Below are 25868 nucleotides of genomic sequence, written 5' to 3'. Positions count from 1 at the left end.
CCGGGCCTGATGGGCGAGACCGTCCAGGTCCGCAGCGCCGCCGACGGCTTCGCCTTCGACACCTACCGGGCCGCCCCGGGCGATGCGCGGCGGGGCGGGCTGGTGGTGTGCCATGCGATCTGGGGCGTGACCCCCCATCTCCGCGGCCTGGCGGACGGCTTCGCCGAGGATGGCTACGAGACTCTGGTCCCCAGCCTGTTCGACCGCTTCCAGCGAGGCTTCGCCGCGGCGGACACCGACCCGGCGATGTATGCCCGGCAGGACGGCTTCGCCCGCGCCACGCACTGGGGCGCGGGCGTGCTCGACGCCGTCCAGGCGGCGATCGACGCCCTGGCCCCGCCCGTCTTCCTGCTGGGCTTCTGTTTCGGCGGCACGGCCGCCTGGCTGGCCTCGGCGCGCTGTACGGGCCTCTCGGCCGTCGCCTCGTACTATGGCGGCCAGATCGTCGACTATCTGTCCGAAGCGCCGCGGGTCCCGACGATCCTGCACCTGGGGAAGGCCGACGAACTGATTCCGCCGTCCGACGTCGAGGCGATCCGCGCGGCGCACCCCGAACTGCCGGTCTACATGTATGAGGCCGGGCACGCCTTCGTAGCCCCCAACGGCTTCCATGCCGACAGCGCGCGGCTGTCGCGCCTGCGCACGCTCCAGCTCTTCGCCCGCAACGGCGGCGGACGGGGCGAGTCGTAGCTATTCCTCGATCTGACGCCTCACCTCGGGGTGGCGTTCCAGCACGCGCACCAGGATCGCCTGGGCGGCCAGGATGCCGATGCCGGCGGCGTAGCCCGAGAAGACGCCGGCGGGGTAGCGTCCGCCCGCCGCCGCCGCGCCGATCTGCCAGTAGATCAGCCCTGCGGCGCCGCCCAGGAGGGCCACACCCCACAGGATCGAGCTGACGTTCTGCCCGAAGCCGGCTTGGAAACTCATCCAGACGTAGCGGGCGAGGCTGCGACGGAACACCCCCACCACGAGGGGCAGGGCCAGGGAAAGCGACAGGAACACCGCCGGCCAGACGAGGGTGCGCTGGGCGATCAGCAGCGGCTCGCCGGGCAGGCGGCCGAACGCATTGGCCACGGCGCCGGCATAGATGAGGGAAGCGGTGGCGACCGTCAGGTCCTGGGTGCGCTTGAAGTTCCGCCAGGCGGGCTTGTAGGCCATTCCGCCAGTGTGACGGCAAGGCGGGGCCACGATAAGGCGGAAAGTGGCGCTATGGTCCATGCGTGGCTCGATTCCGCCTCCCCGCCCGTCCCTCCGCGGCCCTCTGCTGGGCCGGGCTGTTCGCCGCATCCGCAAGCCCGGCAGGCGCGGGGGAAGTCGCCTGCCGGTTCGAGGCCGGGGTCATCACCGTACCCGCCGTGGTGGGCGGCGTCGCCGCGGACTACATCCTCGACACCGGCTCGCCGACCACCCAGCTCCACGAGACCAAGGCCCGGATGGAAGGGATCGCCGAAACCCGCCTGACGGGGGATGTCCGGCTGGCCGGGATGACGGTGCGCGACGCGCCGCTCGAGGTCGCCGACCTGGACGTCAGGAACTGGAACCTGCCCACGCCCAGCGGCGGCGTGATCGGCGCCGACGTGCTGAGGGCCTTCGTGGTGGACGTCACATACGCGCCCTGCCGGGTGCGCCTGTCACGACCGGGGACGGCGCCCAGGTTCGAGGGGTCGGCCCTGTCCCTGTCCTGGGACGCAGGCCGGCCGGTCGCCGAGGCCGAAGTCTCGGACGACGTCCGCGCCATCCGCGGCCGCTTCGTCATCGCCACGGGCGCCAATGCGCCGGTTCGCCTCGCCGACGACCTGGCCCGGACGCCGGGCGCGTCGCGGCCCGACGAACTCTATCCGCAGGGCGTCTGGCTGGCCCGCCTGCCTCAGGTGCGGTTCGCGGGCGCCGTGGGCCGTGACGTGGCCGCCGGGCTGATGAAGCCGGAGGGCGACGTGGCGGGGATCCTGGGCGGCGCCGTCCTGGCCCACTTCCGGCTGCGGTTCGACTTTCCGGGCGGCCGCCTGGTCGCGCGGCCTGCGCCCTGAGACCAGCGCGGCCCCAATGGCCAACGAAAAAGCCCCCGCCGGGATCCGACGGGGGCTGAAGCTCGACTTGCGGCCGACCTCAGTGGGCGACGTTGCGCCACACCCGGCGATAGCTGAAGTACAGCAGCACCGTGAAGATCAGCAGGTAGATCATGGCCCCCAGGCCGAACGACTTGCGCTCGATCTGCTTGGGCTCGGCGGCCCAGGCGAGGAAGGCGGTGACGTCCTTGGCCTGCTGCTCGATCGTCGACTTGGTGCCGTCGTCGAACGTCACCTTGTCGGGCGCGAGCTGCGGCGGCATCGCCAGGAAGCCGCCCTTGGGCACGTGATGGGCGTCGCCCTTCCAGTACGCGCCGAGGTCTCCCGGGAAGTACAGGTTGTAGTTCTGACCAGGGCCGACCGTCAGCCCGGCTGGGGGCGTCTTGTAGCCGACCATCAGCGAGTAAATGTAGTTCGGTCCGCCGGTGCGGGCCTTGGTGATCACCGACAGGTCCGGCGGAACGGCGCCGCCGTTCGAGGCCGCAGCCGCCGCGTCGTTCGGGAACGGCGAGGGGAACCGATCGGCCGGGATGGCGGGACGCTGGATGACGTCGCCGGTCTCGGAGTCGATGTCGTTGACCTGGATGTCGGCGGCCAGCGCCTTCACGTAGGGGTTGTCGTTCGGGTTCTTGTACTTCGGGTCGTAGAACGGCCCCCCCGGCTGACCCAGGTTGCGGAAGTACACCAGGTTCATCGAGTGACAGGCCGCGCAGACCTCCCGATAGACCTTGTAGCCCCGCTGGAGCTGGGCCGTGTCGAACTTGCCGAACGGGCCGTCGAACGACCAGGCGACCGACTGGGGCTTTTCGCCGCCGCCGGCGGCCAGCGCCGGGCCGCCTATGAGAGCCAGCCCCAGCGCCGCGAGCGCGATACCTTTGCGCAGCATCTTCAGGCTCAGCCCCTCTTCTCAGGCGACGCGACGGCGCCGGCCGGCGTCGTGGCGGGATGCGACAGGACAGGTTCGGAGATCGATTCCGGAACCGGCAGCGGTTTCTCGGTCAGGCCGAGCACGGGCAGGATCACCAGGAAGTAGGCGAAGTAGTAGACCGTCGCCACGCGACTCAGCCAGACGAAGCTGTTGATGTCGGCGTCCAGAAGCTTCAGCCCGCTGGGCGAGCCCAGCACCGGGTCGTCCGGAAGCTGGCCGCCGCAGTAGCCCAGCACCAGGCAGAAGAAGGCGAAGATGAAGAAGTACAGGCGCGCCGTGGGGCGGTAGCGCATGGACCGCACCTTCGAGGTGTCGAGCCAGGGCAGGACGAACATCACGCCGATGGCCCCGAACATGAGCAGCACGCCGCCCAGCTTGTCGGGAACCGCCCGCAGGATCGCGTAGAACGGCAGGAAATACCATTCGGGCACGATGTGCGCCGGCGTCACCAGCGGGTTGGCCGGGATGTAGTTGTCGGCATGGCCCAGGACGTTCGGGTTGTAGAACACGAAGGCGCCGTACAGCAGCAGGAACACCGCGATCGCGAAGCCGTCCTTCACCGTATAGTACGGGTGGAACGGCACCGTGTCGGCTTTGGACTTCACGTTCACGCCGGTCGGGTTGTTGTTGCCCGGCACGTGCAGCGCCCAGATGTGCAGGATCACCACGCCGGCGATCACGAACGGCAGCAGGTAGTGCAGCGAGAAGAAGCGGTTCAGGGTGGGGTTGTCCACCGCCGGGCCGCCCCACAGGAGCGTGGTGATCGGCTCGCCGATGATCGGCAGCGCGCCGATGAGATTGGTGATCACGACCGCGCCGTGGAAGCTCATCTGGCCCCAGGGCAGCACATAGCCGATGAAGGCCGTGGCCATCATCGCGAGGTAGATCACGCAGCCCAGGATCCACAGCACCTCGCGCGGCGCCTTGTAGGAGCCGTAGTAGAGCCCCCGGAACATGTGCAGGTAGACCGCCAGGAAGAACATCGAGGCGCCGTTGGCGTGCATGTAGCGGATCAGCCAGCCGTAGTTGACGTCGCGCATGATGCGCTCGACCGAGGCGAAGGCGTGGTCCACGTGCGGCACGTAGTGCATGGCCAGCACGATGCCGGTGACGAGCTGGATGCCCAGCATCAGCGCCAGGATGCCGCCGAAGGTCCACCAGTAGTTCAGGTTCTTGGGCGTCGGGAAATCCAGCGCCGTGTCGTACATGAAGCGTACGATCGGCAGGCGGGTGTCGAGCCAGCGCTCGACGCCCGTCTTGGGTTCATAGGTGGAATGTCCGCTCATCGGGTTCAGCCCACCTTGATCTTGGTGTCGGAGAGGAAGGCGTAGGTCGGCACTTCGAGGTTCCGCGGCGCCGGCCCCTTACGGATGCGGCCGGAGAGGTCGTAGTGCGAGCCGTGGCAGGGGCAGAACCAGCCGCCGTAGTCGCCGCCCCCCACCGTGGGGACGCAGCCCAGGTGCGTGCAGGTGCCGATCAGGACCAGCCATTCGGCCTTGCCGGGCTTGTGCCGGTCCGAGTCCTTCTGCGGGTCGGGCATCGACGCGTTGTCGTCCTTCACCGCCGCGGCGATCTGCGTGGGCTCGCGGTTGCGGACGAACAGCGGCTTGCCGCGCCACTTCACGACCACCTGCTGGCCCGGCGCCACCTTGGCGAGATCGAACTCGATCGACGCCAGCGCCAGCGTATCGCCCGAGGGGTTGAGCTGGTCGATCAGCGGCCAGACGAGGCCGCCCACGGCGCCCACGGCCGCCGCGCCGGCGGCGATATGGATGAAGTCGCGACGGCTCGGGTCGTCGCCTGAGCCTGAGGCGTGTTGGTCGGAAGTTCCGCCCACGACGGTGTCGGCCACCTTGAAGCTACCCTTCGATGGGAGCCGCGTTGCGTTCGCCCCGCGGCCCAAATGCTAGCGGCCCACGACGGGTGACCGCCGCAGGACCGTTCCCGGAAGTGGTCGGAGGCCCTGGTCCACGCCACGAAACCACTTGCGGACATCCTGTCCGCCGGCCCGTGATTCGTACCCCTGCGCCCCGGCTGCTCCCGATGGCGAGAGGCCTTAGAATGCGTTCGGCCCTTTTTCAACCGGACAATCCCGAAAACCGCCGCGACAGTCGGCCCCTGCGTCGGGGATCGGGCGGATCGGGATAAAACCGCCACATCCCGCCCGATGCGAGGCGACCGTGCGCCGCCAAACGGATTTCCCTTTGCCGGGATGCGCGCTAGCAGACAGCCATGTCGTCGCTCCCGCCCGAGATCCTGGACCGCCGCGACCGCGCCAAGGCGTGGTTCGAGAGCCTGCAGCAGCGCATCTGCACGGAACTGGAACGCCTGGAGGACGAGGCTGCGCCCGACCTCTACGGCACGCCTGCGGGCCGTTTCGACTTCCGCCCCTGGACCCGCGAGACGGGCGTGGGCGGCGGGACGGGCGGCCACCTGCGCGGCCGGCTGTTCGAGAAGGCCGGCGTGCACACCTCGGCCGCCACGGCCCGCTTCTCCCCCGAGATGGCCGCCCAGATGCCGGGCGCCGACAGGGACCCCGCCTACGTGTCGGCCAGCATCAGCCTGATCGTGCACCCTCTCAGCCCGCGCGTGCCGACCGTGCACATGAACACCCGCTTCCTGTCGACCGCCGAGAGCTGGTTCGGCGGAGGCGCCGACCTGACGCCCATGCTGGACGCCCACCGCCGTCAGGAGACGGACGACGCCAGGGTGTTCCATGCGGCGATGAAGGCCGCCTGCGACGCCTTCGATCCCGAATGGCATGGCCGCTACAAGGCCTGGTGCGACGAGTATTTCTTCCTGCCCCACCGCAACGAACCGCGCGGGATCGGCGGCATCTTCTACGATCGGCACAACACCGGGGACTTCGAGAAGGACTTCGCCTTCACCCGCGCCGTGGGCGAGGCGTTCCTGGAGGTCTATCCGAAGATCGTCCGGAGCCGGATGAACGAACCCTGGACAGAGGCCGAGCGGGCCGAGCAGCTCGTACGCCGCGGCCGCTATGTGGAGTTCAACCTGCTCTACGACCGTGGGACGATGTTCGGCCTGAAGGCAGGCGGCAACATCGAGACGATCCTCTCGTCCATGCCACCGACGGTCGCCTGGACGTAGGGGCGAGGAAGGGCGCTCTATACCCGTATGCCCGCGAGGATCACGCCCCCTCCGTCCCCCCGGATGAGGTCCGGGGGGCCACCTCCCCCGCACGCGGGGGAGGAACTGGGTCATCGCTCCTCCCTCGCGACACGGGGGAGGTGGATCGGCCTGCAAGGCCGAGACGGAGGGGGCGTGATGCTCGGACTTGATCCGGGGCTGGGGCTGGGGAGATGGGACGATGGTGAGCCTCGCCGAACGCCTGGGCCATGCGCCTGACGCGAAGCTGCTGATCGTCAACTGCGACGACCTGGGCTCCAGCGCGTCGGCCAACCGGGCGATCCACGACGTCATGGACCGCGGCGTGGCCACCAGCGCCACGCTCATGGTCCCCTGTCCCTGGGCGCTGGACGCCGTGCGCCGGCCGACCGCCGGCGGGATCGGCGCGCACCTGACGCTCACCTGCGAGTATCCCGGCTACCGATGGCGCGCGCTCACCGGCGCGGCCTCCCTCCATGACGCCGAGGGCTTCATGCCGCGCACGGCCGCCGAGGTCTGGGCCCGCGCCGACCTCGCCGACGTCGAGGCCGAGTGTCGCGCCCAGATCGATCAGGCGCTGGCCTGGGGCGTCGATCTCACGCACCTGGACGCGCACATGGGGACGATGCAGCTCGATCCCCGCTACCACGCGCTGTTCGTGCGCCTCGGGCGCGACTACCGCCTTCCGGTCCGCATGTTCGGCGCCCGGGCCGAGGCGGTCCTGGGCGTCCCGGCCCGCGCGCAGGCGTCCGAGGCGGGCCTGGTCCATCCCGACCGCATGATCGACCTGTGGGGCCGACCGCGCGGCGCCCTGGCCGACCGGCTGGGCGCGCTGCGGCCCGGCGTGACCGAGCTGTTCCTCCATCCCGTCGAGGATGGCGCCGAACTCCGGGCCTACGACCCGGCCGAGGCCGACATCCGGGCGGGGGACTACGCCGAGATGACCCATCCCGACTTTGCGGCCCGGATCGCGGCGGCAGGGGCGACGCTCATCAGTTTCGCCCCCCTCCGGGACCTCATGAGGCGGGCCTGATGTTCGAGATCCGTCCCTACCGCCCCGACGACCTGCCAGCCCTCCACGACATCTGCCTGAAGACCGGCGACGGCGGCCAGGACGCCACGCACCTGTACCGCGACCCGAAGATCATCGGCGAGATCTACGCCGCGCCCTACGCCGCTTTTCACTCGGACTGCGCCTTCGTGGCCGAGGACGCGGCGGGAGTCGCCGCCTACATCCTGGGCGCGCCCGACACCCGCGCCTTCGAGGCCCGCTGCGAGGCCGAATGGTGGCCGGCGCTCCGGACCCGCTATCCCGACACCGCGGACGTCCCTTCCTGGAAGCGGACCCGGGACGAGTGGGACGCCTTCCATATCCATCGCCCGCCGGCCACCCCCCAGGCGGTAGTCGATCTCGCGGCCGCCCACCTGCACATCGACCTCCTGCCCCGGCTCCAGGGCCGCGGGATCGGCAAGGCCCTCATGGACCGGTGGCTCGCACACGTCGGCGGCCGCGCTCACCTGGGCTGCCAGGCCGGCAACACCCGGGCGCAGCGGTTCTACGAACTCTACGGTTTCCGCCGGATCGAGGGCGTGGGACCAAGGAGCGTGGTCTGGATGGCGATCGGCGCATAGACCGCGGAAGCCGTTGTCGGGCGCCTATCCTGCGAGGAACGCCCCGATCCACCGCCCCACCCGCGCGCGGTCGTCCGGGCCGCCGAGGCTGGCGACGGCGCGGTCCGCCTCGTCCGGCGCATACACCTTGCCGCGCCGGGCCTGGATGAGGGCCCTGGCGTAGTCCGGCAGGAACTCAGGATGCGGCTGCATCGAAATGGCCGGCTGGTCGCGATACGCCAGGGCCGCGAAAGGGGTGAAGTCCGAGGCCGCCCAGACCTCGGCGCCCGGCGGCTTTTCGACCACCTGGTCCTGGTGCGAGGCCGGCAGGCGGATGGACGGCCCTTCGTCCATCCAGGGCTCACGCGAAACCACCGAATAGTCATGGGCGCCGACGCCCCAGCCCTTGGGCGACTTGACGACCCGGCCGCCGAACGCCTGGGCCATGGCCTGATGGCCGAAGCAGACTCCGACCAGCTTCGCCCGCCCCTTCGCCGCGCGGAGGAAGTCCAGGAGTTGGCCGATCCAGGGATCGTCCTCGTAGACCCCCGCCGCCGACCCGGTGACGATGTAGCCGTCGCAGTCCTCTGGCGCGGCCGGGTACTCGCCCTCGTCGGCCGCATAGACCCGCCAGTCGTAGGCGTCGCGGCCCAGCAGGTCCATGAACATGTCGGGATAGGTCCCGAACTGCGGAATCGCCGGCTTCGGCGGCCGGCCGGTCCGGAGGACGCCGAGCTTCAGCAAGGAAGCCTCAATAGACCATCCCCTGGGCCACGGCCTTGAGCTTCTCGATCACCGACAGCCTGTCGTCGATGAAGTCGTTGTCGACCCACCAATCCTCGACCTCGCGCATGACCTCGCCCACCAGGGGCCCCTTCGGCACGCCGGCGTTCATGACGTCCTGCCCGGTCAACGGCATGGCGGGCGCCGTCCAGCCTTCGGCCAGGGCGATCATCCCGCGCCACTGCATCGTCGTCGCGGTGCGGGGCGAGGCGGCCCAGGCCAACCGGGCGCGATCGCGAAACACGGCCTGGCCGGTGCGATAGACCTCCCGACGGATCTCACGCGGGCTCATCCAGCTCTTCAGGATGGGCGTGGGCGAAAGCGCCGCCACGACCCTGTCCCGGTCGGCGTTCGACAGCCGCAGGCGTTCGGCCAGCCGGCCGGCCGCGAGCTGGTCGTCGGACGACAGCGCCGCGAGCCGCAGGACGGGGTCGGCCTCGAACAGAAGCTCGGTCTCGATCTCGACGAGCGCCTCGAAACGCCCCAGCCGCGGCTCGAAGCCGAGCACGGCTTCCGCCACGCCGGTCTCGGCCATCAGACGGACGGCCGCGCGCGGATCGTCGGCCGCCAGCAGCTTCAGCATCTCTTTCGACAAGCGCTCGGCGGCGAGCGTCGTCACGCCGTCCCTCAGCTCGGCGCACGCCGCCACGGCGGCGGGGTCGGGCGGCGCCTTTCCGAACCATGCGTAGAACCGGAAGAAGCGCAGGTTGCGCAGATAGTCCTCGCGCAGCCGCGCCTCGGGGTCGCCGACGAACACGATGCGGCCGGCGCGGGCGTCTTCCACCCCACGCCCCGTGGGATCCAGGATCGCGCCGTCGCGGCGGGCGTAGAGGGCGTTGAGCGTGAAGTCGCGCCGCTGGGCGTCCAGGGTCCAGTCGTCGGTGAAGGCCACGGTGGCGCGCCGCCCGTCGGTGCTGACGTCGCGGCGCAGGGTGGTGATCTCGTGCGGCGTGCGATCGGAGATCGCGGTGATCGTGCCGTGCTCCAGGCCGGTGGGGACGCTGCGCAGGCCTGCCGCCTTCAGCGCCGCCTGCACCCGGTCGGGCGTCAGGGTGGTGGCGATATCGAGGTCGTCCACGGGGCGGCCCACCAGGGCGTTGCGCACGCAGCCGCCGACGAAGCGGGCGCAATCCGCCCCGCCCTCGGCTTCCAGGGCGTCGAACACCGCCGCCGTCTTGGGCGCGGTCATCCAGTGGGGTTGGCCCAGGCTGTCGGTCATGAACTGGACTTGGCCCGAACGCCGCCGTCAGGCAAGCGCCGCGCCGTAGAGCCGGTCGCGGAGCGCCCGCAGGATGCCCGCGGTGGCGCCCCAGATGTACTGCTGCTGGTGGGTCGCGGCGTAGAAGCGCCGACGCTCGCCGTTGGGCAGTTCGCGTTCATGCTCCTCATAGTTCGCCGGGTCCATCAGGAAGCCGAACGGCGTCTCGAAGATGTCGGCCACCTCGGCGGGGTTGGCCGTGAGGCTGAAGCCGTGGCGGATGAACCCCACCACCGGCGTGACCAGATAGCCCGTGCCGGTCTGGTAGGGCGTCGACAGCCCGACCAGGTTCACGAAGCGAGGCTCCAGCCCGACTTCCTCCTGCGCCTCGCGCAGGGCCGTCTCCCAGGGCCGCTCGCCGCTGTCCTGCCGCCCGCCCGGCAAAGCGACCTGGCCGGTATGGCTGCGCAGCGTGTCCGCACGGCGCGTGAGCAGGACGTTCACGCCGCTGTCGCGCTCCACCAGCCCGATCAGGACGGCCGCGGGCCGCGGCGGTTCGGCGGAGACGCCCGTCCAGCCGCCCGGCGTCAGGTCGAAGTCGGACCTGGGCGGGCGGCCGTCCACGGCGTGGTCGCTCAGTGGATCGAGATGGCTCGCGATCCAGTCCTCGAGGTCGGGCGCGCCTGCGCGGGGGGTCATGCGACCGCCGCCTCGGCCGGGCCGATAGGAAACCAGGCGCCGTTGGACTCCAGGCCCAGTTCGGCGTCCCGCGTTTCGGCCATCTCCGCCAACTCGTAGAAGACGGGCCGCGAGATCAGGGCCTCCAGCCCCCGGCGGACGTGCAGATAGGGCCTGGGCTCGCCGTCGGGCGCGGTCTCGACCCGGATGGCGTTCGCCGGACCGGCCTCGATCACGTCGCCGACGTTGGTCTCGAAGCGCAGCGCCTCGCCCACGCGGTCGACCCGCACGGCGACGAACGGCGCATCCTCGACCGTCACCCTGAGCTTTTCGACCGGGGTGACCAGCCAGTAGCCGTCGGGGTCCTTGCGCAGGATCGTGGAGAAGAGGCGCACCAGGGCCTCGCGGCCGATGACCGAGCCCTCGTGGACCCAGCGTCCGTCGGGTCTGATGACGATGTCGATCTCGCCGCTGCGCTCCGGGTTCCACAGGTGCACCGGGGGAAGGCCGCGCCCCGGCGCCTGCCTCGCCCCTGCGGCCAGGGCGTCGAGCCCGCTGCCAGTGGTCGGTTTGGACATGGAGGGAAGGTAGGGTGCGGGAAGAGTCGTCTCAACCTGCCGCGACGGCAGCGCTCACCGCGCCCGTATCATGCCCGCCGGCGCCGCTCCGCGGTACAGGACCCGTTTCGGATCGACCGGTCCCGGCAGGCTGACCTCCGACGCCACGGCGAAGCCGACGCGCTGGAAGTACGGCAGGTCGCCCACGAGGACGACCGCCGGCTCGCCCGCGGCCTCGGACGCCGAACAGGCCTGCTCGACCAGACGCGCGCCCAGGCCGTGCCGGCGCTCGCTTTCCTCGACCGCCAGGGGCCCCAGGAACACCGCCGGACGCTCGCCGGCCGCGACACGCCACATGCGGCATACGCCCACGACGCGGCCGTCCTCGACGGCGCAGAAGCTGAGGTCGGGGGCGAAGTCGGCGAATTCGCGCACGCGCTCGGACACCTTGGCGAAGCGGCCCGGCCCGAAGGCGCGGTTCAGCAGCGCCTCGATCTCGGCGGCGTGGGCGGGGTCTTCATGGACGAAGGCGAGTTCCGGCGGGGGCCGGCAGGGTTGCAGCGACATGGGGACCGATCTCTGGGTCTCTGGGGTTCAGGCGGGCGACGGCGGGCGGCGGACCAGGGTGCGGGGTCCGGGCCAGTACGGGTGCGTTCGGCTTACGCCAGCGGACGTCGTCGCATCTGAAGGGCCCTCCGGGCCGTGGATCGGGAGCGCGCAATTAGGGCCTCGCGCCACGCCCGTCAACGCCATTGCGGCGATATGCGGCTCAGGGCAGGTTCCCTCCGCCCAGATGACCGACGCGCACCTCCCCGACGAGCCCGTCCCCTCCGCCCGCGCCCTGCTGAAGGAGCGGGACTACCTGTTCTTCTGGGGCACCCGATGGACCGGCAGTTTCGCGGCCCAGATCCAGAGCGTGGCCATGGGCTGGCAGATGTACGCCCTGGCCCGCGAGACCCGGACGGTGGCCGAGAGCGCCTTCCTCGTGGGCATGATCGGCCTGGCCACCTTCATCCCCGTGTTCCTGCTGACGCTTCCGGCCGGAGAGGCGGCCGACCGCTACGACCGGCGCAAGCTCCTGATGCTGTGCCTCACGGGCGAGATCATCAGCGTGCTCACGCTCGGCGTGGCGACCGTCCTGGGACATGCCTCTCCCGCCCTGTTGCTGGGCGTCGCCGTGGTCTTCGGCTCCAGCCGCGCCTTCTTCGCGCCGGCGAACACGGCGCTGGGACCGATGCTGGTTCCCCGCCGGCTCCTGCCGCGCGCCATCGCCTGGAACTCCCTGGCCTGGCAGACCGCCTCCATCGCCGGCCCGACCGCGGCGGGATTCCTGGTCGCCCGGTCGGCCGAGACGGCCTACTTCACCACCTTCGGTCTGTATCTGACGTCCATGCTGCTGGTGTTCTGCATCCGCCAGAACACCAAGCCCGAGGTCAGCCCCGGTTCGCGGTGGCAGCTCATCAAGGAAGGCCTCGCCTACGTCTGGCGCCAGAAGATCGTCTTCGGCGCCATATCGCTCGACCTGTTCGCGGTGCTGCTGGGCGGCGCCACGGCGCTGCTGCCGGTCTTCGCCCGCGACGTGCTGCACGTCGGCGCCGAAGGGTTCGGGATCCTGCGCGCGGGGCCGGCGATCGGCGCCACGATCGTCGCCTTCTGGCTGGCCGCCAATCCCATCCGGCGCAAGGCCGGCCTCTACATGTTCGCGGGCGTCGCCGTCTTCGGCGTCGCCACCATCGTCTTCGGACTGTCGAAATCGCTGTGGGTGTCGGTGGGCGCCCTCGCCGTCCTGGGCGGCGCCGACATGCTGAGCGTGTATGTCCGCCAGACCCTGGTCCAGCTCGTCACCCCCGACCACATGCGCGGCCGCGTGGCGGCGGTCTCCTCGGTGTTCGTCGGCGCCTCCAACGAACTGGGCGAGTTCGAGAGCGGCGTGGTGGCCCGGATCCTCGGCCCCGTGGGCGCGGCGGTGTTCGGCGGCGTGGGCGCCGTTGCGGTAACTGCGATCTGGGCCAGGCTCTTCCCTGACTTGCGCCGCGCGGACCGCCTCGAATAGAGGTCAGGGCATTGAAGACCGACGGATTATGGCGATCGCCGAACTAGGGAGATTTTCGAACATGGGCGCTTTGGAAAGAAAGGTCGTCCTCGTCACGGGCGGCGGCAACGGCATCGGGCGCGATTGCGCGCTCATCGCGGCGCAGGAAGGCGCCAAGGTGGTCGTGAACGACCTCGGCGGCGGGCTGAAGGGCGAGGACGAAGGTTCCGCGGGGCCGGCCGAAGCGGTCGCGGCCGAGATCCGCGCCGCCGGCGGTCAGGCGGTCTCCAACTCCGACAGCGTCACCGACCTCGACGCCGTCTACGGCATGGTCGAGCAGGCCAAGAAGGAATTCGGCGGCCTGCACGCCGTGATCAACCCGGCCGGCATCCTGCGCGACGTGATGTTCCACAAGATGACCGAGGCCGAATGGGATGCCGTCATCGCGGTCCACATGCGCGGCTCGTTCAACGTGGCCCGCGCCACCATCGAACTGTTCCGTGAACAGAACGACGGCGCCTACATGTTCTTCACGTCCACCTCGGGCCTGTTCGGCAACATCGGCCAGGCCAACTACGGCGCGGCCAAGATGGGCATCGCCGGGCTCTCGCGGATCATCGCCATGGAAGGCGCCCGCAACAACGTGCGCTCCAACTGCCTGGCGCCCGTGGCCTGGACCCGCATGACCCAATCGGTGCCGATCAAGGACGAGGCCGCCGCCGCGCGCCGCGCGGTCATGGCCGAGAAGATCCGCGCCGACCAGCCCGCCCGCTTCTCGGTGGCCATGGTCACCCCGGCCGCGGCCCACGTCTCGGGCCAGATCTTCGGCTCGTCCGGCGAGAACATCATCCTCTACAGCCAGCCGCGGCCCGTCGAGACCGTGACCAAGGAAGAGGGCTGGACGGTGCAGTCGATCCTCGAGGAGGCGGTGCCGAAGATGGCGCCCAAGTTCTTCGATCTGAACCGCGGGCCGCTGCCAGGCTCACAGAACAACCCGCAGAAGCAGCCAGCCTGAGTTCCGGCCGCCCCGCCGGCCGTGGCGCCGGCGGGGCGGCGTTCCTCTCCGCGATTCCCGCGCCCGATTTGATCTTGCGAGTCATTCGCAATAGGTTCGGGTGAAGAAGGCAGCGCCGGGAGTGAGGACATGGCCGAAACGCGGACGTCGCCGGGCGCCGATCCCTTCCTCACGCTGCTGGCGCTCACCGACCTGGTCACACCCTACGCTATCCGCGCCGCCGTCAGCCTCGACATCCCGGCCGGGATCGCCGCGGGCGCCCGCACGGCCGAGGCCCTGGCCGAGCGCAACGGCCTCGACCGCCGCGCCACCGCCAACCTGACCGCGTTTCTCGCCCGCAAGGGTGTCTTCGCCGAGACCGCCGACGGCCTCGCCCTCACCCCGGTGGGACAGCTCCTCACCACGCCCCAGGCCCGGCTCATGCTTTCGGAGGGCGGCGCCGCCGAACATCTCAACCGCGCGTGGATCTCGCTGGCGCATGCGGTGCGCACGGGCGAGGCGGGCTATCCGACCCTCTTCGGGCGCGACTTCTGGGACACCCTGGCGAACGACCCGCCCCTCTCCGAGTCGTTCGACCGCTACATGGACAACTGGGGAACGCAGTGGATCCCCGCGGCCGTGGCGGCGCGCGACTGGGCCGCCGACGGCCACGTGGTCGACGTCGGCGGCGGGGCCGGCAAGCTCCTGTGCGCACTCCTGGCGGGCCATCCCGCGCTTCGGGGCAGCGTGGTGGACCTGCAGGCCGCCGCAGGGCGGGCGCGCGCGACGCTGGCCGCCGCGGGCCTGACCGACCGGGGCGAGGCGCTCGACGGCAGCTTCTTCGACCCGTTGCCGACCCACGGCGACACCTATGTGCTGGCCCAGGTGCTTCACGACTGGCCCGACGCGCAGGCGCTCGCCATCCTGCGCCGCTGCGCGCAGGCGGCGGGGCCGGACGGGCGGGTGCTGGTGATCGAGCGCGTGATGGCCGAGCCGGCGTCCGAGGCGCACCTGGTCTCGGATCTCTTCATGCTGGTGCTGTTCGGCGCCCGCGAGCGCACTCTGGCCGAGTTCGGCGAGCTCGCGGCGAACGCCCGCCTCGAGGCGGCCGGCGTCCAGGACATCGGCTTCGGCCTGTCGATCGTCGAACTGCGGCCAGCCGGAAGCCCGAGCCGGCCGTGAGCGGCGCCCCGCCCATCGCCACGGTCGCCTGCGCCCTCGCCGACCTGTCGTCGGCCGAATGGTTCGAGCGGCTGGGCTTCACCCTCTCCAGCCCATCGAGCTATCAGTTCCTCGGCAGCCTGCCGTCCGGCCGCCCGTCGCTGGACGGACCTACGGACTCGCTGGGCCTGCGGGGCCGCTACGCCACCTTCGCGGACGCGAGCTACCTGGAGTTCGTGGCGCCCGCCGGCGATGGCCGGCCCAGCCTGACCTACGGCGATTTCGTCGCCGCGCACGGCGAGGGCTGGATGAAGGTGAGCCTGGGCGTCGACTCGCTCACGCCGCACTTCCTGCGGCTCTGCGCCGCGGGCCGGCTAAACGACGGCGCGCCGTGGACCTTCTGGCGTCGCCACTTCGCCGACACCCGGGGCGTTCCGGCCAGCCACACCACCAGCCTGATCAGCCTGAGCGCCGAACGCGAACTGCTCGTCGCCCTGACCGAACAGCTCGACCGCGTAGCAGACCCCGCCTTGAGCGCACACGCGAACGGCGCCGTGGGAATCCGGGGCGTGACGGTGCTGGCGACCGGGCCCGCGGCGCTGGCCGGACTCTTCGACGGCGCGGCGGCCGTGGAGGTGCTGGACCGCCCGGACGGATGGCCGATCGCGCCCCCCATCCATCGCCCCTGCGTCGCCGCGCCCACGGTGGCGGTCGCCGACCTGGACGCCCTCGCGCGGCGGCTGCGCGAGGGCGCGGTCGATCACACCACGGTCGCCGGCGGCCTGCTCGCCTGGCGTCCGGACGGCTCACTGCCCATCCGGTTCGCCGAATAGGAACGGGCGGGCGAGGACGAACCCCGACCGCCCGCCGCGTTCAGTGAACCTGCGCGCGGCCGATCTCCAGGCCGCCATCGCCCGCGTGGACGTCGATGACCGCGCCGTCCTCGAGGTCGCCCGCCAGCAGCTTGCGGGCGATGGGGTCGATCAGGTCCTTCTGGATCACCCGCTTCAGCGGCCGCGCCCCGTAGACGGGATCGTAGCCGCGGTCGCCGAGCCAGTGCAGGGCGCCGTCGTCCAGCGCCAGCGTCATGCGCCGGTCGGCCAGCAGCTTCTCGACCCGCTGGAGCTGGATACGGACGATGCCATCCATCTCGGCGCGGCCCAGCCGCTTGAAGAGGATGATCTCGTCGATGCGGTTCAGGAACTCGGGCCGGAAGTGGTGGCGCACCACCTCCATGACCGCTGGCCGCGCCGCCTCCACGTCCTCGCCGTCGCCCAGCTCCGCCAGGAACTGGCTGCCCAGGTTCGAGGTCATGATGATCAGCGTGTTGCGGAAGTCGACCGTGCGGCCCTGGCCATCGGTCAGGCGGCCGTCGTCCAGCACCTGGAGCAGCACGTTGAAGACGTCGGGGTGGGCCTTCTCCACCTCGTCGAACAGCACGACCTGATACGGCCGGCGACGCACCGCCTCGGTCAGGGCGCCACCCTCGTCGTAGCCGACATAGCCGGGGGGCGCGCCGATCATGCGGCTCACCGAGTGCTTCTCCATGTACTCGCTCATGTCGAGGCGGGTGATCGCCTGCTCGTCCGAGAACATGAACTCGGCCAGCGCCTTGGTCAGCTCGGTCTTGCCCACGCCCGTCGGCCCCAGGAACAGGAACGAGCCGATGGGCCGGTTCGGGTCCTGCAACCCGGCGCGGGCGCGGCGCACGGCGTCGGAGACGGCGACCAGCGCCTCTTCCTGCCCCACCACGCGACCGCGCAGGCCATCCTCCATGCGCAGCAGCTTCTCGCGCTCGCCTTCGAGCATCTTCTCGACCGGCACGCCGGTCCAGCGGCTGACGACGGCGGCGATCTGCTCGGCGTCGACCACCTCGGGGGTCATCGCGTCGCCCTGGCCTTCGGCGGCCTCGGCCTCGGCCAGGCGCTTCTCGAGCCCGGGGATCTCGCCGTAGGCGATCTCGGACGCGCGTTGCAGGTCTCCGGCCCGCTGGGCGACGGAAAGTTCGGCGCGCAGCCGGTCCAGGGCCTCGCGGACCTGGGCGGCCGAGCTGACCTTCTCCTTCTCGGCCTTCCAGCGCGCCGTCATCTCGGCCGACTGGCCTTCCAGGTCGTCCAGTTCCTCTTCCAGCTTCTCCAGCCGCGCCTTCGAGGCCGCGTCGGTCTCCTTCGACAGGGCCTCGCGCTCGATCTTGAGCTGCACGACGCGCCGGTCGATCTCGTCCAGCTCCTCGGGCTTGCTGTCCACGGCCATGCGCACGCGGCTCGCGGCCTCGTCGACCAGGTCGATGGCCTTGTCGGGCAGGAAGCGGTCGGTGATGTAGCGGTTCGAGAGCGTGGCGGCGGCCACGATGGCGCTGTCCGAGATGCGCACGCCGTGGTGCACCTCGTACTTCTCCTTCAGCCCGCGCAGGATCGAGACGGTGTCCTCCATCGAGGGCTCGTCCACGAACACGGGCTGGAAACGCCGCGCCAGGGCGGCATCCTTCTCGACGTGCTTGCGGTACTCGTCCAGCGTGGTGGCGCCGACGCAGTGCAGTTCGCCACGGGCCAGCGCGGGCTTCAGGAGGTTGGAGGCGTCCATCGCCCCGTCCGACTTCCCGGCCCCGACCAGGGTGTGCATCTCGTCGATGAACAGGATGATCGAGCCCTCGGCCGCGGTGACCTCGTTCAGCACCGCCTTCAGCCGCTCCTCGAACTCGCCGCGGTACTTCGCACCCGCAATCAGCGCGCCCATGTCGAGCGACAGCAGCTTGCGGTCCTTGAGGCTCTCGGGCACGTCGCCGTTGACGATCCGCTGGGCCAGGCCCTCGACCACGGCGGTCTTGCCGACGCCGGGCTCGCCGATCAGCACGGGGTTGTTCTTGGTCCGGCGGCTCAGCACCTGGATCGTACGGCGGATCTCCTCGTCGCGGCCGATCACGGGGTCCAGCTTGCCGTCCTTCGCGGCCTGGGTCAGGTCGCGGGCGTAGCGCTTCAGCGCGTCATAGCCTTCCTCGGCCGAGGCGCTGTCGGCGGTGCGGCCCTTGCGCACGGCGACCGCCGCCTCTTCCAGCGCCTTGGGCGTCACGCCCGCGCCGGCCAGCGCCTTGGCCGCCTCGCCGCCTTCCTTGGCGATGGCGATCAGCAGCCGCTCGGTGGTGACGAAGGCGTCGCCGGCCGACTTCGCGCCCTGTTCGGCCTCGGCGAAGACGCGGGCCGTCTCGGGCTTCATGTAGAGCTGGCCCGAGCCGCCCTCGACCTTGGGCATGCGAAGGAGCTGCCCCTCGACGGCCTTGTCCACCTCGTCGGGGCGGCCGCCGGCGCTCTGGATCAGGGCGCGCGACAGGCCGTCGCGCTCCTCCAGAAGCACCTTCAGAAGATGTTCAGGCGCCAGGTGCTGGTGGCGCCGGGCGAGCGCGAGGCTCTGGGCCGACTGGATCGCCTGCTTGGCGCGGTCGGAATAGATGTCGATGTTCATCGGGTCCCCTCAAAGGCGGAACTCGGACGCCGCCTTCCTGGAAGCACGGCGCCCGGCTCACCCGATGTAGTGTGGCAGATGAGCCACACAAGGGACCTTGAGGCCGATCAATCAGTGGGGCGGATTGTGCTTCTCGACGAACGCCATCGTCGCGGTGAGGGTTTCCAGCCGCGTCTCCCCGCGCGAGAGCCAGTGGTCGGCGCCCTTCTGGAGGATCAGCTCGTGGGGCTTGCCGGCCTTGCGCAACGCCTCCGCCATACGCTGGCTCTGATCGGCCGGAACCACCGTGTCGTCCTTGCCGTGGATCAGCAGGATCGGTGAATCCGCAGCCGAGGCGAAATGAAGCGGCGAGTACTGCGCGATGACCGGATCGTCCCTGCGTTCCGCCCCGATGAACCGCGTCCAGTAGCGCGTGGCAGCCGGGCCGCTTCGCCCGGCGCTAAACCCGATCAGTCCGGACAGATCCGACACGCCCCCCACCGAGACAGCGCATCGATAGACGCCTTGGTCGAGCGTCGCGCCGGCCAGCGCGGCGTAGCCGCCGTAGCTCGCCCCCACGATGCAGACGCGCGCGGGATCGATGACGCCCAGCGCGGCCAGCCGCCGAACGCCGTCGGATAGATCGGTCTGCATCTTGCGACCCCACTCGCCGTAGCCCGCCTCGAGGTGTCTCGAGCCGAGGCCGTCCGACCCTCGGTAGTTCACCTGAAGAACGGCATAGCCCCGCGAAGCCATGCCCTGGGCCCACCAATCGAAGTCGGGAGTGTCGCGCACCGCAGGACCGCCGTGAGGGAACACAATGAGCGGCAGCCCCTTCGGTTCGCGGCCGCGCGGCAGGGTGAGGTAGCCTGGAATGTCCAGGCCATCCGCAGCCTTGAACCGGAACGGCTTTCGTTCGGAGATGTCATGCGCTTTCAAGCTGGCGAACTGCTCGCCCAGCCATCGGGCGCTTCGCGTCTCCAGATCGACCAGGGCGAACGCGGGCGCCTCGCTCGGCGACTCCACAAGGACGACGATCTTCCGGCGATCCGCCGTCCAGTCCTGGAGGATCACCCGTTGGCCGGGATAGGCGGCTGTCACCGCTCGCCACACCCTCTGATCCTCCGGGTCGAAGAAGGTGTAGACGTCCTCGTCGCCGACCAGATTGTAGTATCCGAGCAGCAGGCCGTCCCGTGCGCGGATCGACGACTGCGCCGGCCCGACCGGTATCGGCGCCCCCGGGTCATTGCCGTCACGGCGAACCTCACGCCACTCGAAGCGGCCATCGTCCGCGCGGATCCCATAGATCACGCTGTCCTTGTCGCGCCCCATGCCGAGCATGCGGGGCGGATCGAGCGGCGCCGATACGCGAACCGCATCGGTCCACAGGCCGCCGCGGCGAAGCTGTAGCACCCAGAGTCCGGTCCCGCTGTTGTATTGCTCGCGGGCCAGCACTTCGCCGTCGGTATCCACCAGCCAGTTTCGGGTGTCCGGCGCCCCCTCGGACACGAGCCGGTTCGTACCGTTGTCCAAGTCGATCCCGAACAGCGAGATACGCCCCCGGTCGCCGCTGACCATGATGGCCTCGGGAAACACCACTGTCTTCCCCGCCCGAGTTCGGGCGGCAGGCATCCCGAAGATCATCTGGAAGTCGGATTTCGAGTTCCGCATCATCGGCGTCATCTTCTTCGCCGGGACATCGACCAGGCTGCCGAAGAACCATTCGCGGTTGCCATTCCGGATTTCGAAACTCGTGGACGTCCTCGAACTCATGAGGATCAGCCGCCGATCGTCCGCCCACTGCACGCCCCGGACTTTCTCGTCCCCGGTATAGCCGTTCAGCAGCGAGGCCTTCGTAGCGAGATCCTGCACCACGATGATCCGCTGCTCGCCGTTGGTCGCCACCATGGCCACGGCATGGCCGCTGGGCGAAATCACCACCGACTCGATGCTGGGCAGCCGGCCGTAGGCCTCCAGCGGCGCCGCGGCGGCCGGCGGCGCGCCCAGAAGTCCGGCCGCGACGCACGCCGCGAGGGCAAGGATCGAACGCAAGGAGGCCCTCATCGCGGCGGATTGTGCGTTTCGAGGAACGCGACCACGGCGTTCAGCGTCTGGATGCGCGTGTCGCCGCGCGACAGCCAGTGATCCTCGCCCTTCTGGACGACGAGCTCGTGGGGCTTGCCCGCCTTCTTCAGCGCATCGGCCAGAAGCTGGCTCTGCTCAAGCGGCACGACCGTGTCGTCGCGGCCGTGAACGAGCAGGATCGGGATCGAGATCTTCTCGACATGGCTCGCCGGCGAAATCTCGGCGAGGACACGGTCGCGGCTTTCCTCGGCGCCCATGAAGCGCGTCCAGTACCGGAACGCGCTGAGGCCGTTGCGGTCCCTGGACCAGTTCACGAAGCGACGCAGGTCGCTCAGACCGGCCACCGAGGCCGCGCAGCGGTAGACGCCGGCGTCCAGGGTCGCGCCCGCCAGGGCCGCGTAGCCCCCGTAGCTGGCGCCCACGATGCACACGCGCCGTGGATCGATCACGCCCTCAGCGGCGAGGTGGCGCACCCCGTCCGAAAGGTCGGTCTGCATCTTGCGGCCCCACTCGCCGAACCCGGCCGCGAGGTGGTTCCAGCCGAAGCCGTCCGACCCGCGGAAGTTCACCTGCAGCACGGCGTAGCCGCGCGAGGCCATCGCCTGGGCCCACCAGTCGAACCCCGGCGTGTCCCGGGAGGCCGGCCCGCCGTGGGGGAAGACCACGAGCGGCAGGTTCTTCGCCTCGCGCCCATAGGGGGTGTGCAGGTAGCCGGTGAGGTTCATGCCGTCCGCCGCCTTGAAACGGACAGGCTTCACAGGCGCGATGTCCTCGGGGGCCAGCCGCTGATAGCGGCCGCCCAGCCATGTGGCCTGCCGGGTGCCCACGTCCACCAGCGCATAGGCGGGCCCCTCGGTGACCGAATCCACCAGAACGACGATCTTGCGACGGTCGTGCGACCAGGACGCCCGTCGCACCCGGTCGCCCTTGAACGCCGCCCGGACCGCGTTCCAGGCGGCCTGGTCCGCGGGGTCGAAGAAGGTGTAGCGGCTCTCGTCGCCGACCAGCGCGTAGTGCCCGATGAGCTGTCGGGTCGCGGGATCGCGGATCATGTTGTCGGCGTCGGCGATCTCGAGGGGCGCGCCCCAGCCCTCGTGCGTGACCTCGAAGAAGCGCGTACCGGCCTCGCCGGGTTCGGCGACGATCACCGAGTCACCGCTGCGGCCCAGCCCCAGAGTGTAGGGCCGGTCGTTCCGGGCTTCCACCGAGCGGCTCACGATCCAGGCCGCGCCCTTGCGCAGCCGAAGGGTCCACCGGCCGGTCTTGTCGTCGTACTCCGAACGCGCGAACGCCTTGCCGTCCGGCCCGAGCACGATCGCGCGCGTGTCCACCGTCCCCGCTTCGACCAGTTGCGGCCGGTTGGTCTTCATATCCATCTCGAAGATGGTCAGCACGCCGTAGCGGTCGGGAAAGGTGATCCCGCGGAGGAACAGCGTCGGCTTGCCGTTCAGCATGCGGACCTCGGGCGAGCCCGCCAGCGTGTTCAGCGAGGCGCCCATGTTGGTGTTGGCGTCCCGCATGCGGCTGCCCGTGGTGGAGCGGCTGAGCGAACCCGACAGCAGGGGCTTCACGTCGCGGGTGGCGAGGTTGAGCCGGTAGGCCATGTGATGCTCGTCGCGCGGGGCGATCACACCGGGGATGTTGGCCGTGCGCGACGTGGTGATGATCAGGTCGCCCGAACCGACCCAGTCGAGATCACGGATCTTGACGTCGCCGACGCCGAAGGCCTGCATCGGTCCGTCGGGGAGGCTCTTGATCCCGATGACGCGGGTCTCGCCTTCCGACATGACGACCGCCAGCTTGGTCCCGTCGGGCGAAATCTCGATCTGCTGGATCGACGGCAGGCCGCCGTATGCGTCCAGCGGCGCGCCGGTCGCCGGCGCCCAGATCGTCATGGCCAGGATCAGGCCGATGAAACGTCGCAGGAATCGCATGCCGAGCAGGCCCCCCAACCTGATGCAATTCCAGATTGGCGGGAAGCTTGGCCGCTCGCAACCCGCTCAGTGCACGTCGGCCTTCTTCGGCGGCTCGGGGGGAAGGGGGGCGACCGACACGCCGTCCTCCAGCAGCTCGCGGACCTCCTGGGGCGAGGCCTGGCCGTAGATGCCGCGGTCCTCGGCCTTGCCTTCATGGATGGCGCGGGCCTCCCGGGCGAAGGCGTCGCCCACGTCGTCGAAGTTCTCCTCGACGTGCCGGCGGATGCGGCCGGCGGCCTCCATCATCATCGCCTGCATCTTCGCGGCGGGCAGGTCGTCCCCGCTCGTCTTCGGGGTCTTCTTCGTGCCGCGGACGGCTGGGGCCATGACCTGCTTGCGCACCGCCTTCGAGCCGCAGGCGGGGCAGTCCAGCAGTCCGCGGGCCTGCTGGTCGTCGTAGTCGGCGGACGAACCGAACCAGCCTTCGAACGCGTGGTCGTGGTCGCAGGTGAGCGCGTACTTGATCATCGGAACGTATCTAGGGGCCCGTGAACGGCCGCGCATTGGCCAGGGCGGGGATCGCGGCGCGCGCCTTGCGGGGCGCGGCCAGGTCGAGGTCGGCCAGGAGCACGCCCGGCTCGTCATGGTCAAGGCCGGCGACCACCTCGCCCCAGGGGCCGACCACCAGCGAGCGGCCCCAGGTGCCGCGGCGGTCCTCGTGGAACCCGCCCTGCGCCGCCGCCAGGACATAGCTGCCCGTCTCGATGGCGCGGGCGCGCATCAGCACCTCCCAGTGCGCCTCGCCCGTGGGCCGGGTGAAGGCGGCGGGGATCGTCATCACCTCGGCCCCCGCCAGCGCCATCGCCCGATAGAGGGCCGGGAAGCGCAGGTCGTAGCAGATGGAGAGGCCGAACCGGACGCCGTCCACGTCGGCCGTCACCGCCCGGTCGCCCGGCGCGTAGGTGGCCGACTCGCGCGCCGTCTCGCCGTTCGGCAGGTCCACGTCGAACATGTGCAGCTTGTCGTAGGTGGCCGAGATCCCGCCCTCGGGATCGATCACCACCTGGCGGTTGGCGGCCGCCCCGTCCTCGCGCAGCACCAGGGCCGAGCCGATGTCGATCCAGACGCCCCTCGCCCGCGCCGTGCCCCGCAGCGCCGCCACCACCGGATCGTCCTCCAGCCGCGTGAGCTGCGGCAGCAGGGTCTCGCGATCCTTCTGCAGGATGTTGGTCCCCTCGGGCGTCAGGACGAAGCGCGCGCCCCGCGCGATCGCGTCCTCCACCAAGGGAAGGGTGTGGGCGACGGCCGCGGCGTGGCTGGCCGGCGTGCGGGTCTGGATCAGCGCGACCTTCAAGACGTCACGCCGCCAGCAGGGGGTCCAGCTTGCCCGCGCGTTCGAGGGCGAACATGTCGTCGCAGCCGCCGATGTGGTGGTCGCCGACGAAGATCTGGGGGAAGGTTGTGCGGCCTGAGCGCTGCATCATCTCCTGGCGCTTCGCGGGATCGAAGGCGGCCTCGACCTCGGTGTAGGCGACGCCCTTGCGGTCCAGAAGGTCCAAAGCCCGGATGCAATACGGACAGTACGGCTTGGTGTAGATGGTGACCTGGGTCATGCGGGCTCGATCCTAGCGCGATGTCGTTCCGCCGTCATATGGCGAGTCCGGGCGGCGCCTGCACCCTCGCCACCACGGCCAGATCGACGCGGGCCGCCCCGGCCGCCTTCAGCGCCCGCGCGCAGCCCTCGGCGGTGGCGCCCGTGGTGAGCACGTCGTCGATGAGCAGGATGCGCAGGCCCGCCACCCGGCGCCGGCGCCGCGCCGGCACGTCGAAGGCGCCCGCCACGTTGCGGCGGCGGCCCGATCCCGACTTGCCGCCCTGGCTGGCGGTGGCGCGCCGGCGGACCAGGGCGTCGGGCAGGTACGGCGTCCCGGCCATGGCCGCCAGCGGCCGGGCGATCTCGGCCGCCTGGTTGTAGCGCCGGCCCAGAAGGCGCAGCGGGTGCAGCGGCACCGGGGCGATGGCGTCGGCCTCCTCGATCAGCTCGGCGGCGGCGCGGCTGATCCAGCGGGCCAGCATGGGCGCCAGGTCCACCCGGTCGGCGTGCTTCAGCTTCAGGATCGGATCGCGCGACGTCTCGTCGTAGAGGCAGGCCGCCCGCGCCGCGTCGAACGCCCGCGGCTTCGCCAGGCAGGCGGCGCAGCGCGCGCCGGGGTCGTACTCGAAGGGAACGCCGCAGCCGTCGCAGACCGGCCCGTCCAGGAAGCGGATGCGCGTCCACGCCGCCGCCGAATAGCCGCCCGCCATCGGCCGGGGCCCGCCGTCCAGCGCCTGGGGCGGGAACAGCAAGTCGAGGCCCGTGCGGAAGGCCGCCTGCGCTTTCGGCTTCCAACGCGCGACGAAATCCGGTTCTTCGCCGTCCAATGCCCGCCCCCTCCGAATCCGGCCCCAACGCTCCCGCGCCGCCCCGGCTGTTCGACCGCGCCCTGCACCGGCTGCGGCTGGACCGTGCGGCGGCGGGTTTCGCCGACGCCGACTTCCTGCACCGGCGGGCCGCCGAAGACGTCGCCGGGCGGCTGGCGCCCATCATGCGCAGCTTCAGCGTGGCCGTCGACCTCTCGGCGCGGGCCGGCGCCTTCGCCGAGGCGCTGGCGGTCGAGGCGCCCGGCAAGGTGGGGACGCTGATCGAGGCCGACCTGTCGCCGCGGATGCTGGCCGGCCGGCCCGGCCCGCGCGTCGTGGCCGACGAGGAGCGCCTGCCCTTCGCCCCCGCCAGCCTGGACCTGATCGTCTCGGTGCTGGGCCTGCACTGGACCAACGACGTGGTGGGGGCGCTGATCCAGGCGCGCCGCGCGCTCCGGCCCGACGGCCTGTTCATCGGCGCCTTCCTGGGCGGGGTGACCCTGACCGAGCTGCGCCAGTCGCTGGTCGCCGCCGAGAGCGAGATCCTGGGGGGCGCCGGCAGCCGCGTCTCGCCCTTCGCCGACGTCCGCGACGCCGCGGGGCTGCTCCAGCGCGCGGGCTTCGTCCAGCCCGTGGCCGACGTGGACACCGTGACCGTCACCTACGACCACCCGCTGAAGCTGCTGCTCGACCTGCGCCGGATGGGCGAGACCAGCGTGCTGGCCGACCGGCACCCCCGGAACCTCACCCGCGCCCTGCTGGAACGGACCTTCCAGCTCTACGCCGAGCGCTTCGCCGGCGCCGACGGCCGCGTGCCGGCGACGTTCGAGATCGTCACCCTGACCGGCTGGGCGCCGGCCGCCTGACGCGATCCGCGCACGCGCAAGCTGCG

26 protein-coding genes are annotated in these 25868 nt (G+C 70.8%); 10 read left to right on the top strand and 16 right to left on the bottom strand.

All coding sequences use genetic code 11. The features are described 5' to 3' along the window. The first annotated feature begins 9 nt into the window (after positions 1-9). Positions 10-690, top strand: a complete 681-nt coding sequence (locus WG212_RS07670; RefSeq protein ID WP_337186493.1) for a dienelactone hydrolase family protein — start codon at positions 10-12, stop codon at positions 688-690. On the opposite strand, the gene WG212_RS07665 is transcribed toward WG212_RS07670, so the two are convergent. Further along, positions 691-1158 (bottom strand): hypothetical protein, encoded by a 468-nt coding sequence (locus WG212_RS07665; protein ID WP_337186492.1) that lies wholly within the window; start codon positions 1156-1158, stop codon positions 691-693. It abuts the gene before it with no gap. Positions 1159-1220: 62 nt separating this feature from the next. Here WG212_RS07665 and WG212_RS07660 point away from each other — a divergent pair, with 62 nt between their 5' ends. Beyond that, positions 1221-2027, top strand: coding sequence for a hypothetical protein (locus WG212_RS07660; protein WP_337186491.1), 807 nt, complete (start codon positions 1221-1223; stop codon positions 2025-2027). A 79-nt stretch (positions 2028-2106) separates the two neighbouring features. Here WG212_RS07660 and WG212_RS07655 read toward each other — a convergent pair whose 3' ends face one another. From WG212_RS07655 to petA, 3 genes are read right to left on the bottom strand one after another with little or no spacing between them, the layout of a single operon-like run. Further along, a complete protein-coding gene (locus WG212_RS07655; protein WP_337186490.1) occupies positions 2107-2952 on the bottom strand; it encodes a cytochrome c1 in 846 nt (281 codons plus the stop codon). A gap of 8 nt (positions 2953-2960) precedes the next feature. Beyond that, entirely contained in the window at positions 2961-4280 is a 1320-nt protein-coding gene (locus WG212_RS07650; protein ID WP_337186489.1) for a cytochrome b N-terminal domain-containing protein, read from the bottom strand. Positions 4281-4285: 5 nt separating this feature from the next. Beyond that, positions 4286-4846: a ubiquinol-cytochrome c reductase iron-sulfur subunit gene (petA, locus tag WG212_RS07645; RefSeq protein ID WP_337186488.1), complete on the bottom strand. Its 561-nt coding sequence runs from the start codon at positions 4844-4846 to the stop codon at positions 4286-4288. Between the two features lie 380 nt (positions 4847-5226). Between petA and hemF the strand changes: the two genes are divergently transcribed. From hemF to WG212_RS07630, 3 genes are all read left to right on the top strand, one after another. Beyond that, positions 5227-6105: an oxygen-dependent coproporphyrinogen oxidase gene (gene hemF / locus WG212_RS07640; protein ID WP_337186487.1), complete on the top strand. Its 879-nt coding sequence runs from the start codon at positions 5227-5229 to the stop codon at positions 6103-6105. 220 nt (positions 6106-6325) lie between these two features. Then, complete coding sequence (locus WG212_RS07635) at positions 6326-7156, top strand: ChbG/HpnK family deacetylase (protein ID WP_337186486.1); 831 nt, start codon at positions 6326-6328, stop codon at positions 7154-7156. Beyond that, complete coding sequence (locus WG212_RS07630; RefSeq protein WP_337186485.1) at positions 7156-7755, top strand: GNAT family N-acetyltransferase; 600 nt, start codon at positions 7156-7158, stop codon at positions 7753-7755. Before WG212_RS07635 ends, WG212_RS07630 begins: the two co-directional genes overlap by 1 nt. Before the next feature lie 24 nt (positions 7756-7779). Here the strand turns inward: WG212_RS07630 and WG212_RS07625 are convergent, their stop codons facing one another. From WG212_RS07625 to WG212_RS07605, 5 genes are read right to left on the bottom strand one after another with little or no spacing between them, the layout of a single operon-like run. Continuing rightward, positions 7780-8475: a type 1 glutamine amidotransferase gene (locus tag WG212_RS07625; RefSeq protein WP_337186613.1), complete on the bottom strand. Its 696-nt coding sequence runs from the start codon at positions 8473-8475 to the stop codon at positions 7780-7782. A gap of 10 nt (positions 8476-8485) precedes the next feature. Beyond that, positions 8486-9736 carry a CCA tRNA nucleotidyltransferase gene (locus WG212_RS07620; protein WP_337186484.1) on the bottom strand — a complete coding sequence of 417 codons (1251 nt, stop codon included), beginning with the start codon at positions 9734-9736 and terminating at the stop codon, positions 8486-8488. Between the two features lie 27 nt (positions 9737-9763). Further along, positions 9764-10414 carry a CoA pyrophosphatase gene (locus WG212_RS07615; RefSeq protein WP_337186483.1) on the bottom strand — a complete coding sequence of 217 codons (651 nt, stop codon included), beginning with the start codon at positions 10412-10414 and terminating at the stop codon, positions 9764-9766. After that, complete coding sequence (locus WG212_RS07610) at positions 10411-10971, bottom strand: DUF1285 domain-containing protein (protein WP_337186482.1); 561 nt, start codon at positions 10969-10971, stop codon at positions 10411-10413. The genes WG212_RS07615 and WG212_RS07610 overlap by 4 nt, the downstream gene beginning before the upstream one ends. 54 nt (positions 10972-11025) lie before the next feature. After that, entirely contained in the window at positions 11026-11517 is a 492-nt protein-coding gene (locus WG212_RS07605; protein WP_337186481.1) for an N-acetyltransferase, read from the bottom strand. 226 nt (positions 11518-11743) lie between these two features. Between WG212_RS07605 and WG212_RS07600 the strand changes: the two genes are divergently transcribed. The 4 genes from WG212_RS07600 to WG212_RS07585 all read left to right on the top strand — a co-directional run bounded on the left by WG212_RS07600 (position 11744) and on the right by WG212_RS07585 (position 15970). Then, positions 11744-13003, top strand: coding sequence for an MFS transporter (locus tag WG212_RS07600; RefSeq protein ID WP_337186480.1), 1260 nt, complete (start codon positions 11744-11746; stop codon positions 13001-13003). 61 nt (positions 13004-13064) lie between these two features. Beyond that, entirely contained in the window at positions 13065-13997 is a 933-nt protein-coding gene (locus tag WG212_RS07595; protein ID WP_337186479.1) for an SDR family NAD(P)-dependent oxidoreductase, read from the top strand. A 129-nt stretch (positions 13998-14126) separates the two neighbouring features. Continuing rightward, positions 14127-15158, top strand: coding sequence for a methyltransferase (locus tag WG212_RS07590; protein WP_337186478.1), 1032 nt, complete (start codon positions 14127-14129; stop codon positions 15156-15158). Continuing rightward, positions 15155-15970: a VOC family protein gene (locus WG212_RS07585; protein WP_337186477.1), complete on the top strand. Its 816-nt coding sequence runs from the start codon at positions 15155-15157 to the stop codon at positions 15968-15970. The genes WG212_RS07590 and WG212_RS07585 overlap by 4 nt, the downstream gene beginning before the upstream one ends. A gap of 40 nt (positions 15971-16010) precedes the next feature. Here WG212_RS07585 and clpB read toward each other — a convergent pair whose 3' ends face one another. From clpB to WG212_RS07550, 7 genes are all read right to left on the bottom strand, one after another. Beyond that, positions 16011-18596: an ATP-dependent chaperone ClpB gene (gene clpB, locus WG212_RS07580; protein ID WP_337186476.1), complete on the bottom strand. Its 2586-nt coding sequence runs from the start codon at positions 18594-18596 to the stop codon at positions 16011-16013. A gap of 111 nt (positions 18597-18707) precedes the next feature. Next, the gene (locus tag WG212_RS07575; protein ID WP_337186475.1) at positions 18708-20627 is read right to left on the bottom strand and encodes a S9 family peptidase; all 1920 of its coding nucleotides are present in this window, start codon (positions 20625-20627) and stop codon (positions 18708-18710) included. 8 nt (positions 20628-20635) lie between these two features. After that, complete coding sequence (locus WG212_RS07570) at positions 20636-22594, bottom strand: S9 family peptidase (protein WP_337186474.1); 1959 nt, start codon at positions 22592-22594, stop codon at positions 20636-20638. Between the two features lie 66 nt (positions 22595-22660). Continuing rightward, entirely contained in the window at positions 22661-23104 is a 444-nt protein-coding gene (locus WG212_RS07565) for a DUF1178 family protein (RefSeq protein ID WP_337186473.1), read from the bottom strand. Between the two features lie 10 nt (positions 23105-23114). Further along, a complete protein-coding gene (locus WG212_RS07560) occupies positions 23115-23930 on the bottom strand; it encodes a carbon-nitrogen hydrolase family protein (RefSeq protein ID WP_337186472.1) in 816 nt (271 codons plus the stop codon). Positions 23931-23934: 4 nt separating this feature from the next. Beyond that, positions 23935-24189 carry a glutaredoxin 3 gene (gene grxC / locus WG212_RS07555; protein WP_337186471.1) on the bottom strand — a complete coding sequence of 85 codons (255 nt, stop codon included), beginning with the start codon at positions 24187-24189 and terminating at the stop codon, positions 23935-23937. A gap of 34 nt (positions 24190-24223) precedes the next feature. Then, positions 24224-24880 carry a ComF family protein gene (locus WG212_RS07550; RefSeq protein WP_337186612.1) on the bottom strand — a complete coding sequence of 219 codons (657 nt, stop codon included), beginning with the start codon at positions 24878-24880 and terminating at the stop codon, positions 24224-24226. A gap of 116 nt (positions 24881-24996) precedes the next feature. Between WG212_RS07550 and WG212_RS07545 the strand changes: the two genes are divergently transcribed. Beyond that, on the top strand, positions 24997-25842 hold the full coding sequence (locus WG212_RS07545) for a methyltransferase domain-containing protein (RefSeq protein ID WP_337186470.1): 846 nt from the start codon (positions 24997-24999) through the stop codon (positions 25840-25842). The last annotated feature ends 26 nt before the right edge of the window (positions 25843-25868 follow it).

This window comes from Phenylobacterium sp. (assembly GCF_037189685.1).
Classification (GTDB): Bacteria; Pseudomonadota; Alphaproteobacteria; order Caulobacterales; family Caulobacteraceae; genus Phenylobacterium.
This window is presented reverse-complemented; position numbering and strand designations above follow the sequence as displayed.